Origin of the sequence: Salinigranum sp., assembly GCF_041641895.1 — an archaeon.
Classification (GTDB): Archaea; Halobacteriota; Halobacteria; order Halobacteriales; family Haloferacaceae; genus Salinigranum.
In genome coordinates, this window is record NZ_JBEPXO010000008.1 from 22,533 (window position 1) to 37,837 (window position 15,305).

Here is a 15,305-nt window from a genome sequence, read left to right on the forward strand (position 1 = left end):
CGTCGCGTGTGGTACGTTTCCCCTACAGAAATCGTATCGGAGCATCGTCGGTGGCGGGCGACCGAGGTTCCTCACCCTCTGGCCGGGGTCGGCGGGAGGGGAACCTCGGGGGCGTCCGTCATCGTCTTCGCACCCCAGCGGGCGACGATGACCCCGAGGAGCACGAACCAGAGACCGTAGTAGATGGGGTCCGGGACCACGATGAGTTCGGCGGTGAAGTTCACCCACCCGTGGAAGACGACGATGGCGGCGATGCTCCGGGCCGTGTTGTTGTATATCCAGCCTATCGCGACCGAGAGCGCGACGATGCCGGCCATGAACAGCCAGAAGCTCGTGGTCGCGAATCCGACGACGTCGTGCTGGTGGGTCCCCCCGATGAAGAACAGCGGGAGGTGCCAGAGCGCCCAGACGACGCCCAGGATGACGCTCGCGCTCAGCGCCGACCACTTCAGCTGCAGCCGGTCCAGCGCGTACCCTCTCCATCCCAGCTCCTCGAGGAGCGGGGGCAGGGTCGCGAAGAACAGCGCCGGGAGGAGGGCGAGGGGGTTCACCTCGAACTGCGTGACACCCTCTCCCCACGCGGGGCCGGGTCCGCCGAGGAGGAGGTCGATGACACCGGCAAAGACGCTGATTCCCAGCGGTACCGCCAGGAGGATTGCGAGCCAGTGGAGACTGACGCGTCGCGGCTGGACGATGCGGTTCCAGAAGTCGGCCCGTCCGCGTTCGTCGTAGACGAGGTAGACGAAGGCGATGCCGGAGACGCCGGGGACAGCGAGGCCGACGAGGAGCAGCACGAGGCCCAGCGGACTGTCGAACCGCACGCCGACCGCGATTGCGGCCAGCCAGAAGGCCCACGTCCCGCCGACTGCGACGGCGAGGTACACCCACCAGCTCCCGACGACACCAGCGGTAATCCCGAGACGTTCCCTCGTTCGGACGTGTCGACTCGACTGGGCCATACCAGTAGATACGACGACTCGGGGCATAACCGTGCGAGATGGTTCCCGTCGACTGAGAGACACGACGTGGTCGAGGGCGTGACCCGGCGCTACTCTTTCTTCTTGTTCTCTCTGGTCGAGAGGTTGAGCTGTTTCGTCAGTCGTCGGGAGACGATGGTCTCGACCATCTCCACCAGATCGTCGTCCTCGCTGCCGGCGAGGTCGGCGAACAGACCGAGTGGGAGCTGTCCGCCGGCCATCTGTCGGTGGCCACCCGCGCTCCCCACGTCGGAGAACGCCGAGTCGAGGACCTGTCCGACGTGGACGCGCGAGTCGGTCGACCGGGCGCTGAGTTCGACCGTGTCGTCGATGAGGCCGAAGACGATGCAGGTCTCGACCCCTTCGACCTCCGAGAGGTAGTCGGCGGCCTGCGGAAGGGCGTCGCGCTCCGTCGTCCACCCGGTGTGGCTCAGGAGCGTCGAGCCGCGGATGGTGCGGTTGTCGATAGCGTCGCTGATGGCGTCGACGGTCGACTCGCTGACGTCGGGATGTGCGAGGTTGCGCAACAGGCCGGCGTCGAGGTGGCCGTGCAACCGTTCCGCGGCGGCGAACTCGGCGTTCGTCGCCCCGCGAAGGAACGTCAGCGTCTCACGACGGATGGCGAACATGAGCGCCGTCGCGAGGGCCTCCGAATCCAGGAGGTCCAGGTCGGAGAGGTACTCGGTCATGATGGTCGCCGTCGCGCCGACGTCCGCACGGTGGTCGACGTAGGCGGCGTCGATGCCATCGGCCGCGTGGTGATCGATGACGATGTCTACTCCTGCCCCCGCGGGGACCTCGTTGTTGGCACCGGGCCGGGAGTGGTCGACGAACGCGACGAGATCGGCCGCGTCGAGGCCGTCGACCGAGAAGCGCGTCAGGTCGAGGTCGAGGAGGTTCACGAACGCGCGGTTCTGCTGGTGGGAGATGGTGCCGCTGTACAGCACGTCGACCTCGTCGACGTCCGCGTCACGGGCCACCGTCTCGAGTGCCATGGCGCTGGCGAGGCTGTCGGGGTCCGGGTTGTTGTGACAGACGATGGCCAGGGAATCGTGGCCGGTGAGGAACTCGGCGAGGGCAGGTCCGCTGGGCATACGTGGCCGGTACGGGAGAGACGGTCAAGGCTCTGTGGGCGGAGTGAGTGTCTCGGCCGACGTCAGAACGGGACGGGGACGAGAGACGAAGACCGACAAGCGGGCGACCGAGTGAGCGCGCGCTCACCTCTGAGGGGCGAGGCGTCCGGGAGTCCGAGGGCCCAGACGCCGGGCGGATACGTCTCAGCGGACGCGGCTCACTCGTCGAGGTGTTCGATACCCTGCTTGGAGACGTTGGCCTTGGTGATGACTTCCGGCATCCAGTCGGGTGCGTCGTCGGGTGCCTCCTCTTTCCAGGCCCATCCGTGGTAGATGTGGACCTTGTCGGTTCCTCGCTCGCGGAGTCGGAGGACCGCTTTGTCGTCCACCTCGTCCTCGCTCGGGGCCGGGTGGAGTCGGCGGGCCGCCTTCAGTGCCGCCTGTCGGGGCGTTCGGCCGCTGAACACGCTGTCTTCGGTACCGTCGTCTTCACGGAGCACGAAGTTCCGCTTGCCGTCTTCACGGACCATACAACACATCACATCGGCAAGGTTAATAAAACCACCAGACGGAACCGACCTCATCCGCGCCGTACTGCGGTTTCTTCGCGGGAAGACCCGGCGACGACGACGCACGAAACCGCACGACTGCGCTACGAGAGGACGAACTCGACGCGTTCCTCGTCCGTCCCCTTCGTCTCGCGCCCGACGACGTCAACCCGGCCGACGTCCCCAGTGGAGGCTACGTGCGTCCCCGCACAGGCAGTCCGGTCGTAGACCGTCCCGTCGGGGCCGGTAATCTCGACGAGACGGACCTCGGTGATGGAGTCGGGGAGGAGGTGGAGCCGCGTCCGCGCGGGGTCGAGCCGTGCCTCGGCCTCCGTGCGGTCGAGGACGTACCACTCGACGGGGGTGTCGGCGGCGACCAGGTCGTTCAGCCGGCGCTCGACGTCCGCGAGGTCGGTCGTCGAGAACCGCGGATAGGCGCAGTCGAGGTGCGCGTGGTCAGCGTACAGCTGGTTACCGGTCGTCTCCGCGTCGAACAGTTCGAGGAGTACCGCCGAGAGGAGGTGCTGTGCCGTGTGGTACCGCATGTGTGCGTACCGGCGCTCCCAGTCGAGTTCCCCGACGACGGTCGTCCCGACGTCCGGGGGGTCGGCGTCCCCGACGTCGAGCGTGTGGTAGACGGTGTCTCGCTTCGCCACGTCGGTGACGCGCCAGCGCCTGCCGTCGGCCCGCAGGACACCGGTGTCGTGAGGCTGGCCACCACCCGTCGGGTAGAAACAGGTCGAGTCGAGGACGACGCGGTCGTCGAGGACGCGTTCGACGGTCGCCTCGAAGGTCCGTCTGTCGGTCTCCGTGAGATAGCGTTCGGTGGTCACGACCCGAAGAACGGCGTTTGGACACTTACGGGTTCCTGGTCCACCAGTGTCCGGTGACCGCCAGTCGGCACGGAGCGTCGTCGACACACGATGTCCTCGAGACGTCGTGCGCCGTGCAGACGCCACGAACCGGTGGACACCCGAGGCCGTCCCCCAGCTCTGTCGGACGCGCGGGCGCGGCGACAGTAACGCCCGCGAGCGCGCACGACCCCGTCCAGTGCGTCGTAACGCCTAAGAGCCGAAAAGCCGTTTTGCGATGTAATGAACTATCAGAGAGTATTTCGAATCGGGAGGTGTTGCTGTGGGCGTTGAAATCCAGGAATCGCCCGTCTCCGAGAGCGCGTTCGAGGAGATGAAGTCGTTCGTGTACGACTATCTCGACGCGAGCGTCGAGAACGAGGACGACGGCGGACGGATGCGGTGGTATCCGTGGCACAGCGCGGAGTACCGCTACAACCACATCCTCAACGTCGTCGACCTCGCCGCACATATCGCCGAGCGCGAGGGAGCGGACGTGGACGTCGTCACCATCGCCGCGCTCTTCCACGACATCGCGAAACTCGAAGCCGACCAGGAGGTCCACGCCGAGGAGGGGGCACGCGTCGCCCGCGAGTATCTCACGAGTCACGGCGACTTCGCGCAGTCGCTCGTCGAGCAGGTGTGTCAGGTCGTCTCCGAACACTCATACCAGGGACCGCTCTCGGACGTCTCACTCGAGACGCGCTGTCTCATCGAGGCCGACATCATCGACAAAGTCGGTGCCAACGGGACGGCGCTGATGCTCCTGCGGATGGGCTACGAGGCGCGAACCCACATGGACGCCGCGGAGATGGTCCAGCGCGTCCTCGAACGCGGCAAGGACGCGTCCCGACGAGTCGAATCGGATACCGCCGAGAGCCTCGTCCACCAGCGCCTCACGCGGGTGAAGTGGTTCCAGGAGTGGCTCGAGGAGGAGGTCCCGAACATGGACCACGACGGCTTCGCCGGGTAGGTACGGCCGACGGTCGGGCGCTGGTCAGAGCGTGTCGAGCACGCCGAGGACGCGCTCTTCGTCCGAGCGGTCGGGACCGACCTCCGACCCGTCCCGGTCCGACTCGCGGTGGTCGTCCGCCGTCGCGAGCATCGCCGACGAGAGCGGCGTCGACTCCCAGCCGAGGCGGGCGAGTTTCGCCGTCGACATGACGTGAGGGTACGACCGGTACAGCGGGAAGCCCGTCGGGGCGAGTCCACCGGCCGCGAGTTCCCGCTCGCCGGCGGTGACGACCTCCACGTCGGTCCCCATCGCGTCCGCCGCGAGGTCGACGTACTCCCGCAGGGTGGTGAGTCGGCGGTCACCGACGTTGTACGCTTCGCCCGCGTCGCCCCGTTCGGCGACGAGCCGCATCGCCTCGGCGACGTCGGGGGCGTACACGCGGTGCCACACGTTCGTCCCGTCGCCGGGGACGAGTACGCGGTCGTGCTCGCGGACGCGTGCGAGCCAGTAGTCCGTCCGCTCCGTGTAGTCGTGCGGCCCGTAGACGACGCACGGTCGAACCGACATCGCGCGGACGCCCTGCGCGGCGGCCTCGAACACGGCCCGGTCACCTGCGGCCTTCCGGGCGCCGTACGTCGCCGCGGAGTCGTCGGTCGCCTGGTCCGGCGTACACGGTTCGAGACCGGTCTCGTCCTCGCGTTTCGGGACGACCTCGTCACCGTACGCCGCTCCGCTGGAGACGTAGACGTACGCCTCGGCGTCGGCGAAGACGTCGGTCGCAGTCGCGACCTCCTCGGGATGGTACGCGACCACGTCGAACACCGCGTCGTAGTCGACGGTCATCGCCGCCGCCTGGAGGTCGGTCTTCACGCTCCGGTCGCCTTGGACGTGGTCGACCCGCTCGTGGGACGCGAACGGGTCCTCGTGGGTCCCGCGGTTGAACAGGGTGACGTGGTAGTCGTGGTCGAGGAGGTGTTCGACGAGGTGGCGGCCGACGAAGCGAGTCCCGCCGACGACGAGTGCGGCGTCCATACCCTCCGGAGTGGGTGCCGACAGTAAAGCGTGTCACCCGAGTCGAGCGAGCAGGTGGTGCGTCGGTCGTCTCAGCCACGAAACGGACGCACCACGCACCCGCAGGCGCTCCGTGGCCGCAGTCGGGAACACACGTCCCGCTGGTCGCGTCCTCCGATAAGAAGCTACGGGCAGCGAACCGGCGCGTCCCGACCGCAGTCGGTCAGCCTCAGTCGTCGCCGGTCGTCGCCACACCGCCCGCGTCCGTCTCGACGCCCGACGCGCTCGCCTCCTCGGGCAGTTCCGTGCGGACGTCGTCGCGTGCGCGCTCGGCGATGACCTCGGCGTAAGCGTCGGGCATCACCTTCACGAACTGTGCTTGGACCTCGGCCCAGTCGTCGAGCATCCACGCGGCGCGGTCGGAGTCGGTGTACTCGGCGTGGTTCTCGACCAGACGGCGGAGCATCGCCTCGTCGGACTCGTCGAGCGTCTCCTCGAGCGAGACCATCCCCGTGTTCGCCTTCCGGGCGAACTCGTCGTCGGGGTCGTAGACGTACGCGACGCCACCGGACATCCCGGCCGCGAAGTTCTTCCCCGTCTCGCCGAGGACGGCGACGACGCCGCCAGTCATGTACTCACAGCCGTGGTCGCCGACGCCTTCGACGACGGCCTTGACGCCGGAGTTGCGGACGGCGAAGCGTTCGCCGGCGACACCGTTGATGTACGCCTCGCCCTGCGTCGCCCCGTACAGCGCGACGTTGCCGATGAGGACGTTCTCGTCGGCCTCGTACGCGGCGGTGTCGGGGGTCCGGACGATGAGCTTCCCGCCGGAGAGGCCCTTGCCGACGTAGTCGTTGCACGCGCCCTCGAGGCGCATCGTCACGCCGCTCGCGACGAACGCGCCGAACGACTGCCCCGCGACGCCCTCGAAGTCGATGCTGATGGTGTCGTCGGGCAGGCCGGCGCCACCGTACTCGCGGGAGATGCGGTTCGAGAGCATCGCACCGACTGCCCGGTCGACGTTGGAGATGTCGGACTGGATGCGGACGCCTCGGCCCTCGTGGAGGGCCGGCTGCGCCTGCTCGATGAGGTCGTGGTCGAGCTGTTTCGCCACGTCGGCGTGTCGCTGCTCTTCGGTCTTGTACCGCGATCCCGGCGCGGGCTCGGCGATGACCGCCGAGAGGTCGAGGTGTTTCGCCTTCGGGTGGTCGGTCGAGCGCTGACGCAGGAGCGACGGACGCCCCACCATCTCGTCGACCGTCCGGAACCCGAGGTCGGCCATGATCTCACGCAGTTCCTGAGCCATGAACGTCATGTAGTTGATGACGTGCTGTGGCTTGCCGGGGAACCGCTCACGCAGCTTCTCGTTCTGGGTCGCCACGCCGACCGGACAGGTGTTCTCGTGGCACTGGCGGGCCATCACACAGCCGCTCGTCACCAGCGACGCCGTCCCGAAGATGTACTCCTCGGCGCCGAGGAGGGCCGCGACGGCGACGTCGCGGCCGGTCATCAGGCCGCCGTCGGTCGAGACCTTGATGCGCGAGCGGAGGTTCGTCGCCCGGAGCATCTGGTTCGCCTCGGCGAGCCCGAGTTCCCACGGGAGGCCCGCGTTCTTGATGGACGTCTTGGGCGAGGCACCCGTCCCACCGGAGTCACCCGAGATGTGGACCACGTCGGCGTTCGCCTTGGCGACGCCGGCTGCAATCGTGCCGATGCCCGCCTCCGAGACGAGTTTGACGTTGATGTCCGCGTCGGGGTTGGCGACCTTGAGGTCGTGGATGAGCTGTTTGAGGTCCTCGATGGAGTAGATGTCGTGCAGCGGCGGCGGCGAGATGAGGCCGACGCCGGGGGTGGAGAACCGGACGTGGGCGATCATCTCGTTGACCTTCTTGCCGGGGAGGTGACCCCCCTCGCCGGGCTTCGAACCCTGGGCCATCTTGATCTGAATCTCCTCGGCGTTCGTGAGGTACTCGGAGGTGACGCCGAAGCGGCCGGAGGCGACCTGCTTGACGTTGCACTCCTTCTCGGTGCCGAACCGTTCGGGCGGTTCGCCGCCCTCACCGGAGTTGGACTTGCCGCCGAGGCGGTTCATCGCGATGGAGTTGTTCTCGTGGGCCTCCGGCGAGAGCGACCCGAGTGACATCGCTGCCGTCGAGAAGCGCGTGACGATGTCTTCGACCGGCTCGACCTCCTCGAGTGGAACAGGGTCGCGGTCCGAGTCGAACTCGAGGAGGCCGCGGAGCGTCTGGAGCTCCTTCGACTGGTCGTTCACCAGCTCGGCGAACTCGCCGTACTTGTCGTAGCTCCCGGAGCGGACGGCCTGCTGGAGCGTCCCCACGGTCTTGGGGTTCCAGCGGTGGTGGAGGCCGCTCGACCGGTTCTCGTACTCGCCGGAGCGGTCGAGTTCGGGGTCGGTGCCGAAACCCACCGCGTGCCGCGTCAGGAGGTCCTCCTCGATCTGCGGGAGGCCGATTCCCTCCGTCCGAATCTCGGTCCCCTCGAAGTACTCGCCGACGAACGCCGAGTCGAGTCCGACCGCCTCGAATATCTGTGCGCCCTGGTACGATTCGACGGTGGAGATGCCCATCTTCGCCATCGTCTTCAGGAGGCCGTCCTCCAGCGCCTTCTTGTACGCCCCGATGGCCTCCGCTTCGTCGGCGCCGTCGGGACCGGCGACGATGTCGCAGATGGTCTGGTAGGCGAGGTACGGGTTGACGGCGTCGGCGCCGTAGCCGACGAGCGTCGCGATGTGATGGACCTCCCGGGGGTCACCCGATTCGAGGACGAGGCCGGCGTGGTTCCGGAGCCCGTTCCGGACCAGGGCGTGGTGGACGGCTCCCGTGACGAGCAGGCTGGGGGCGGCCACACGCTCCGCGCCGACGTTCCGGTCGGAGAGCACGACGACGGTCGCACCCTCCTCGATAGCGTCCCGGGCGTCGTCGCGAATGCGCTCGACGGCCGCTTCGAGGTCGGTGCCCTTCTCGTAGGTGATGTCGACGACGGCCGACGAGATGTCGCCGTCGAGGTCCCGAACGCCGGCCAACTGCGCGTCGGTGAGGACGGGCGAGTCGAGCACGAGCTGCTGGGCGTGTTCGGGGCTCTCGTCGAGGAGGTTCCGCTGGTAGCCGAGTCGGGACTCGAGCGAGGTGACGAGTTCCTCGCGGATGTAGTCGAGCGGTGGGTTCGTCACCTGCGCGAACAGCTGCTTGAAGTAGGTGAACAGCGGGCGGTTGATGTCCGACAGCACCGAGAGGGGGGTGTCGTCGCCCATCGACCCGACGGGGTCCTTCCCCGACTGGGCCATCGGCTCGATGAGGTGGTTCAGCTGGTCGTGAGTGTAGCCGAACGCCGCCTGCTGTGCGCGGAGGTGGTCGACCTCGTCACGGGGGAGCAGGTCGGCGTCGTCGACCAGGTCGGCGAGTTCGACCTGGTGTTCGCGGACCCACTCGCCGTACTTCTCGTCGGTGAGGCGGTCGAACACCTCCTCGTCGGGGATGACACGCCCCTCGTCGGGGTCGGCCATGAACAGCTGGCCCGGCTGGAGCCGGCCGCGCTCCCTGATTTCGGCGGGGTCGGTGTCGAGCGCCCCCACTTCGCTCGCCATCACGAGCGTGTTGTCCGTGGTGATGTCGTACCGACACGGCCGGAGGCCGTTGCGGTCCAGGACAGCGGCGACCCGGTCGCCGTCCGTGGCAGCCACGAGCGCGGGACCGTCCCACGGTTCGATGAGCGAGGCGTGGAAGTCGTACCAGTCTTTTCGTTCCTGTGCCATCTCCTCGTCGCCCTCGAACGCCTCGGGGATGAGCATCCGGAGGACGTGTGGGAGTTCACGGCCCGTGTTGAGGAGCAGTTCGATGGCGTTGTCCACCGAGGCGGTGTCGGACTGGCCCGGGTCGTTGATGACGGGTTTCAGCGTCTCGAGGTCCTCGCCGAACTCGGGGGCGGCGAGGTCCGTCTCCCGGGCGCGCATCCAGTTGATGTTCCCCTGGATGGTGTTTATCTCGCCGTTGTGGATGATCTGGCGGTACGGGTGGGCGAGGTGCCACGCGCCCAGCGTGTTCGTCGAGAACCGCGCGTGGACGAGCGTGAGCGTCGTCTTCACGCGCTCGTCGGAGAGGTCGGGGTAGTAGTCGGCGACCTGGTCACCCTTCAGCAGACCTTTGTACACCAGGGTCTTGCGGTCGAGCGAGCAGACGTAGAACCGCTCCGCACCGGAGACGTTCGACGACTCGACGGCCTTCTCGACGGCACGACGACCGACGTACAGCGACCGGTCGAACCCCTCGGCGTCGGCCGAGTCGCCTTCGGCGGGTGCCACGAATACCTGCCGGACGTCGGGTTCGGATTCGAGGGCGGTCTTGCCCAGCCCGCCGTTCTCCGTCGGGACGTCGCGCCAGGTGAGTATCTCGACGCCGTGTGCTTCGAGCGTCGACTCGACGACTCCTTCGAGCGCACGGCGATCGTCACCATTCTGAGGCATGAATACCGACCCGACGGCGTACGTCTCGGGGAGGTCGATGTCGACGACTGCCGCGAAGAACTCGTCGGGTCGCTGGATGAGGACGCCGGCCCCGTCGCCGGTCTCCTCCTCGGCGCCAGTGGTGCCTCGGTGTTCGAGGTTCTCCAGAAGTTCCAGACCGTCCGCGACGACGTCGTGGGAAGCGCCGCCGTCGAGGTCGATTACGGCACCTACGCCGCAGTTCGAGCGTTCGTCCGTGGGGTCCGCGAGCCCCGCCGGCGCGGCGTGGGTGTCTCTGTGTGGCTTGGTCATACACCCCGATTGGACTTCGCACTTATCAGGCTACTCATCAAGGGATAAGGGTGTGTTAATCACATATAAGGTAATAATATCAATCAGTATCGGCGGCGAGCGGGAGTCGACGGACGCCGAACGGGACGAACGACCGTGTAGGACCGTCTCCCCCGTGGAATCGACCGGTGGTCGGGGAGGGGGCGAGAGCGGGCGACGGCTCGGAGCAGTCAGTACGACTTCGCGAAGTACGCCGTCTCGACGGCGTCCTCGCCGCAGACCGCACAGTCTTCGCCCTCGTGGACGAGTTCGCCCGGTTCGTCCGCGGCGTGGAACGGCACCATGACGATTTCGGCCGCGATCTGGTCTTTGATCTCGGTCTCACACGCCTCGTCACCGCACCAGGGGGCCTTCACGTAGCCGCCGTGGCGGCCGAGCGTCCCGAGGATGTCGGCCCGGGAGTAGGCCTCGCGGACGGCCCCCTCCAGCGTCTCTTCGGCCGCGGCGTACAGTTTGGCGAAGACCTCGTCGAGGTGGTTCTCGACGGTGTCGACGGCGTCCTGGCGGCCGACCTCGTGTTTCTCGCTGTCGGGTCGGTGCGCGAGGGTGAGCGCCTCGTCGTCCACCTCGTTCGGGCCGATTTCGACTCTCAGCGGGACACCCTTCAGCTCCCACTCGTTGAACTTGAAGCCGGGGTTGCGCTCGTCGCGGTCGTCGAGTTCCACTCTGATTCCGGCCGCGTCGAGTTCCTCGGCGACTCCCTCGGCGTAGTCGAGCACCCGCTCTCTCGTCTCCGACTGCCAGATGGGGACGACGACCACCTGTTCGGGTGCGACGGCCGGCGGGAGGACCAGCCCCTGCTCGTCCGAGTGGGTCATAATGAGCGCGCCGAGCGCGCGCCACGACAGCCCCCACGACGTGGTGTGTGCCACCTGCTCGTCCTCGTTCTCGTCCGTGTAGGCGATGTCGAACGCCTCGGCGAACGACGTGCCGAGGTGGTGGCTCGTCGCGCCCTGGACGGACTTCCCGTCGGGCATCAGCGCCTCGACGGTGGTGGTGGTGTGTGCGCCCGGGAACTTGTCGTGGTCGGGCTTCTGTCCCCGCAGGACGGGGATGGCGAGGACCTCCTCGTACGTCTCCTGGTACTGGTCCAGTCGGAGGATGGTCTCTTCCCAGGCGTCCTCGTGACTCTCGTGGGCCGTGTGCCCCTCCTGCCAGAGGAACTCCTTCGTCCGGAAGAACGGCTTCGTCTCCGTCGCCTCCCACCGGACGACGGAGGCCCACTGGTTCACCCTGAGGGGGAGGTCACGGTGGCTCCGGACCCACCGACTCATGTAGGGAGCGATGATGGACTCGGAGGTGGGTCGGACGGCGAGCCGTTCCTCCAGTTCCTCGTGGCCGCCGTGCGTGACCCACGCCACCTCGGGGTCGAAACCCTCGACGATGTCCTTCTCGCGTTCGAGGTACGACTCGGGGATGAACAGCGGGAAGTACGCGTTCTGGACGCCCGTCGCTTTGAACTTCGCGTCGAGATGGCGCTGGAGTCGTTCCCAGAGCGCGTACCCCCGGGGGCGGGTGATGATGAACCCGCTCATCCCCTCGGGGGCGTAGTTCGCCAGCCCCGCCTTCTGGACCACTTCGGCGTACCACTCGCCGGTTCGGTGCGATTTCGACTCGGTGATGCCGAGTTCCTGGTCGTCGCTCATTGCCGGTGCGTTGCGTCAGCGCCGTCTTAAAGACCCCGAAGCGCCCAATCCGGTCCCGGACGCGACGCGTCGGCCGGTGGACTCGCCCGACGGAGCCGTCGTCGTCGCCGGTCGTGTGCGAGACGGCCATCCAGGGGATAGTTACTTGTTAACAATCGTCGTCGTTCGAACGGGGATGTCAGCGTCGACCAACAGCCCCGAGCGGTACTCCCGCCCGGGGCAGACGACGGGGAGACGACTCGAACTCTGGATACGGCCCGGCGCTCGCGACGACGAAGCCAGTCGGCTCGTCACGCGGGCACGGGCGCTCAAATCGGAAGGGGAGGTCGAGAGGGTCGAGGTCCGCGAGTGGGACACACACCAGGACCTCTCCTCGCGCCTGCACAGCCACCGCGAACGGGAGGAACGGGTGGCGCTCCAGACGTTCAAGCGCTGGGCGTGGCAACACGGGACCGAACTGGCGGGGTTCGGCGAGCGACGGCGTGCCGGGCGCGGCCGGATGGGTCCCGAGTACGTCACCCAGTGCGTCCCGCGAGTGCTCCTCGCGGAGTACGAGGACGGCGTGCTGGTGAACGTCACCCCCTGTGACCGCGGACGACGGGCGCGGTGTATCTCCGAACGACTCGAACAGTTCGAGGGGAGCGAGTCCCCGACGGAGCTGTCGTCGCGCTCGCGACTCCTCGGCTGACGGGTCGTAGGGGCCTCACTCGCGTGAGGGGTCTCGCGGGGACACCGAGAACGGGTCGGTCTCGCGCCACGACCACCCGGGGAGCCGCGTCTGAAAGCCCGCCGCGAGCGCCGCGTCCAGGTCGTCGACGCCGGCCGCCCCTTCCGTGTGGGTGAAGACGTCCGCGACGTGGAACGTCGCCTGTGCGAGGAGCGCCAGCGGGTGCCCGCCCGCGATGGTCGCTGCGAGTTCACGGCCCAGAATCTCGTCGACGACGAACCCCGGATAGTCGCCCTCGACGTCGATGTCACGGAGAATCGCGACGTAGGCGGCGACGTTGACGGCGCGCTCGCCGTCGGCGAAAACCTCGTCGACCTCGTCCCGGAACTGGTCTTCGGTGACGGGGTCGACGGTGACGCCGAAGACCTCCCCGAGTCGCTCGCGCGTGTCGTTGATGACTTCGACGATGCGGGGGGCCCGCGCTCGCGTCCACTCGTACTCGCGTTCGACCCGGTCGGGGGTGAGTCGCATGGGGGGACGAGGCGACCAGGACACTTCGGGTTTGCGAAGGCTTTTATAACTCGGCGATGTTAGACCCGATTAAGCGGGTTCTCACTGCCTCTTCCCGCACCGCAGTCACGACACTGCACTACTGACCTAGTCGATAATGCACTCTCTCGGGTCTCCCCTCGTCGGCACGCGCTGGACAGAGCGCTCGCCAGCGGAGCCGAGAGGACCGACCGCGGACGGTGAAGAGACAGTCGAGCCCGACCCCGATGCGTCCACAGGATGGGCGAATCGCTCTCAGTTATGAGCTCCGTAGACAAGCAACTCGATCAGTTACAAGCAGAGATCGAATCCGAGCTGCCGGCGGACATCTCGGTCTCGGACGTGAAGTACGAGGGACCGGAACTGGTGGTGTACACCAGACACCCCAAGCAGTTCGCGCAGAACGGTGACCTCATCCGGAAACTGGCCTCGAAACTCCGGAAGCGTATCACGGTCCGACCGGACCCCGACGTCCTCACCACCCCCAGAGAAGCCGAGGCGCAGGTGCTCGACGTCATCCCCGAGGAGGCCGGCGTCACCTCGCTGGACTTCCACGAGGACACCGGCGAAATCGTCATCGAAGCCGAGAAGCCCGGGATGGTCATCGGCCGCCACGGCTCGACCCTCCGAAAGATCACACAGGAGGTGGGCTGGACGCCCGAGGTGGTCCGTACGCCGCCCATCGAGAGCGCGACGGTGTCGAACGTCCGCAACTTCCTCAAGCAGGAACGAGAGGAGCGCCGGTCCATCCTCGAGCGCGTCGGGCGGCAGATCCACCGCCAGGAACTCTCGAACGACGAGTGGGTCCGGATCACCACGCTCGGCTGTTGCCGCGAGGTGGGTCGGGCCTCGTTCATCCTCTCGACGCCCGAGACCCGCGTCCTGATAGACTGTGGTGACAAGCCCGGGGCCGAGGGGGAGGTCCCCTACCTGCAGGTGCCGGAGGCGCTCGGTGCGGGCGCGAACACCCTCGACGCGGTGGTGCTGACCCACGCCCACCTCGATCACTCCGCGCTCATCCCGCTGCTCTTCAAGTACGGCTACGACGGCCCCATCTACTGCACCGAACCCACGCGTGACCTGATGGGCCTCCTCACGCTCGACTACCTCGACGTCGCCTCGAAGGAGGGCCGCACCCCGCCCTACGAGTCGGAGATGGTCCGCGAGGCCATCAAACACTGCATTCCGCTGGAGTACGGCGACGTCACCGACATCGCCCCCGACGTGAAGCTCACGTTCCACAACGCGGGCCACATCCTCGGCTCGGCGGTGACGCACTTCCACATCGGCGACGGCCTCTACAACGTCGCGTTCTCGGGCGACATCCACTACAAGGACACCCGGCTGTTCAACGGCGCGGTCAACGACTTCCCGCGCGTGGAGACGCTCGTCCTCGAATCCACGTACGGCGGACGGAACGACTACCAGACCGACCAGGAGGACTCCGAGCGGAAACTGCTCGACATCATCAACGAGACGCACGAGCAGGGCGGGAAGGTCGTCATCCCGGCCTTCGCCGTCGGCCGTTCCCAGGAAATCATGCTCGTCCTCGAGGAGGCGATGCGGAACGACAAGATTCCGAGCATGCCCGTCCACCTCGACGGGATGATCTGGGAGGCCACCGCCATCCACACCACCTACCCCGAGTATCTCCGCGACGACCTCCGCGACCGGATCTTCCACGAGGACGCCAACCCGTTCCTCGCCGAGGAGTTCAACCACATCGACGGCGGCGAAGACGAACGGCAGGAGGTGAAAGACGGCGGCCCCGCCATCATCCTCTCGACCTCCGGGATGATCACCGGCGGCCCCATCATGTCCTGGCTCCGTCACGTCGGCCCGGACCCGGACTCGAACCTCGTCTTCGTCGGCTACCAGGCGCAGGGGACGCTCGGGCGACGCATCCAGAACGGGTGGGACGAGATTCCGGTGAACGACCGCAACGACATGGGCCGGTCGTCGACGCTCACGCTCAAGATGGGCGTCGAGACAGTCGACGGCTTCTCCGGCCACGCCGACCGTCAGGGACTGGAGAACTTCGTGAAGACGATGAACCCCCGCCCCGAGAAGGTGCTCTGTGTCCACGGCGACGAGCGCTCCGTCCAGGACCTCTCCTCGGCGCTGTACCACAACTACAACATGCGGACGTTCGCGCCGAAGAACCTCGAGACGTTCCGCTTCAAGTAGCCGCCCGTCGACGTCACTCGCCGACGCTCCC

The 15,305-nt window shown here is 67.3% G+C and carries 11 protein-coding genes; 3 read left to right on the plus strand and 8 right to left on the minus strand.

Annotated features, from left to right (window positions below):
- Positions 1-71 precede the first annotated feature (71 nt).
- The 4 genes from ACESK5_RS02880 to ACESK5_RS02895 form a co-directional block, all read right to left on the minus strand.
- Positions 72-959, minus strand: coding sequence for a type II CAAX prenyl endopeptidase Rce1 family protein (locus ACESK5_RS02880; RefSeq protein WP_372910037.1), 888 nt, complete (start codon positions 957-959; stop codon positions 72-74).
- 89 nt (positions 960-1,048) lie between these two features.
- Complete coding sequence (locus tag ACESK5_RS02885) at positions 1,049-2,071, minus strand: bifunctional oligoribonuclease/PAP phosphatase NrnA (RefSeq protein ID WP_372910038.1); 1,023 nt, start codon at positions 2,069-2,071, stop codon at positions 1,049-1,051.
- 197 nt (positions 2,072-2,268) lie between these two features.
- The gene (locus ACESK5_RS02890; RefSeq protein WP_372910039.1) at positions 2,269-2,580 is read right to left on the minus strand and encodes a non-histone chromosomal MC1 family protein; all 312 of its coding nucleotides are present in this window, start codon (positions 2,578-2,580) and stop codon (positions 2,269-2,271) included.
- 122 nt (positions 2,581-2,702) lie between these two features.
- A complete protein-coding gene (locus ACESK5_RS02895) occupies positions 2,703-3,431 on the minus strand; it encodes an alanyl-tRNA editing protein (RefSeq protein ID WP_372910040.1) in 729 nt (242 codons plus the stop codon).
- Between the two features lie 301 nt (positions 3,432-3,732).
- On the opposite strand from ACESK5_RS02895, the gene ACESK5_RS02900 reads away from it, so the two are divergent.
- A complete protein-coding gene (locus ACESK5_RS02900; RefSeq protein ID WP_372910042.1) occupies positions 3,733-4,422 on the plus strand; it encodes an HD domain-containing protein in 690 nt (229 codons plus the stop codon).
- Between the two features lie 24 nt (positions 4,423-4,446).
- Here the strand turns inward: ACESK5_RS02900 and ACESK5_RS02905 are convergent, their stop codons facing one another.
- The 3 genes from ACESK5_RS02905 to proS all read right to left on the minus strand — a co-directional run bounded on the left by ACESK5_RS02905 (position 4,447) and on the right by proS (position 11,871).
- Positions 4,447-5,436 carry an NAD-dependent epimerase/dehydratase family protein gene (locus ACESK5_RS02905; protein ID WP_372910044.1) on the minus strand — a complete coding sequence of 330 codons (990 nt, stop codon included), beginning with the start codon at positions 5,434-5,436 and terminating at the stop codon, positions 4,447-4,449.
- Between the two features lie 208 nt (positions 5,437-5,644).
- The gene (gene gltB / locus ACESK5_RS02910) at positions 5,645-10,186 is read right to left on the minus strand and encodes a glutamate synthase large subunit (protein ID WP_372910045.1); all 4,542 of its coding nucleotides are present in this window, start codon (positions 10,184-10,186) and stop codon (positions 5,645-5,647) included.
- Between the two features lie 209 nt (positions 10,187-10,395).
- Positions 10,396-11,871 (minus strand): proline--tRNA ligase, encoded by a 1,476-nt coding sequence (gene proS / locus ACESK5_RS02915; RefSeq protein WP_372910046.1) that lies wholly within the window; start codon positions 11,869-11,871, stop codon positions 10,396-10,398.
- 175 nt (positions 11,872-12,046) lie between these two features.
- Between proS and ACESK5_RS02920 the strand changes: the two genes are divergently transcribed.
- On the plus strand, positions 12,047-12,559 hold the full coding sequence (locus ACESK5_RS02920) for an HTH domain-containing protein (RefSeq protein WP_372910047.1): 513 nt from the start codon (positions 12,047-12,049) through the stop codon (positions 12,557-12,559).
- A gap of 15 nt (positions 12,560-12,574) precedes the next feature.
- On the opposite strand, the gene ACESK5_RS02925 is transcribed toward ACESK5_RS02920, so the two are convergent.
- Positions 12,575-13,069 (minus strand): hypothetical protein, encoded by a 495-nt coding sequence (locus tag ACESK5_RS02925; protein WP_372910048.1) that lies wholly within the window; start codon positions 13,067-13,069, stop codon positions 12,575-12,577.
- Between the two features lie 279 nt (positions 13,070-13,348).
- On the opposite strand from ACESK5_RS02925, the gene ACESK5_RS02930 reads away from it, so the two are divergent.
- Positions 13,349-15,274, plus strand: a complete 1,926-nt coding sequence (locus ACESK5_RS02930; protein WP_372910049.1) for a beta-CASP ribonuclease aCPSF1 — start codon at positions 13,349-13,351, stop codon at positions 15,272-15,274.
- The last annotated feature ends 31 nt before the right edge of the window (positions 15,275-15,305 follow it).

Coding starts and splice junctions, on each gene's coding strand:
- ACESK5_RS02880 (WP_372910037.1), bottom strand. CDS start 959: ATGGCCCAGTCGAGTCGACACGTCCGAACGAGGGAACGTCTCGGGATT.
- ACESK5_RS02885 (WP_372910038.1), bottom strand. CDS start 2,071: ATGCCCAGCGGACCTGCCCTCGCCGAGTTCCTCACCGGCCACGATTCC.
- ACESK5_RS02890 (WP_372910039.1), bottom strand. CDS start 2,580: ATGGTCCGTGAAGACGGCAAGCGGAACTTCGTGCTCCGTGAAGACGAC.
- ACESK5_RS02905 (WP_372910044.1), bottom strand. CDS start 5,436: ATGGACGCCGCACTCGTCGTCGGCGGGACTCGCTTCGTCGGCCGCCAC.
- gltB (WP_372910045.1), bottom strand. CDS start 10,186: ATGACCAAGCCACACAGAGACACCCACGCCGCGCCGGCGGGGCTCGCG.
- proS (WP_372910046.1), bottom strand. CDS start 11,871: ATGAGCGACGACCAGGAACTCGGCATCACCGAGTCGAAATCGCACCGA.
- ACESK5_RS02920 (WP_372910047.1), top strand. CDS start 12,047: ATGTCAGCGTCGACCAACAGCCCCGAGCGGTACTCCCGCCCGGGGCAG.
- ACESK5_RS02925 (WP_372910048.1), bottom strand. CDS start 13,069: ATGCGACTCACCCCCGACCGGGTCGAACGCGAGTACGAGTGGACGCGA.
- ACESK5_RS02930 (WP_372910049.1), top strand. CDS start 13,349: ATGAGCTCCGTAGACAAGCAACTCGATCAGTTACAAGCAGAGATCGAA.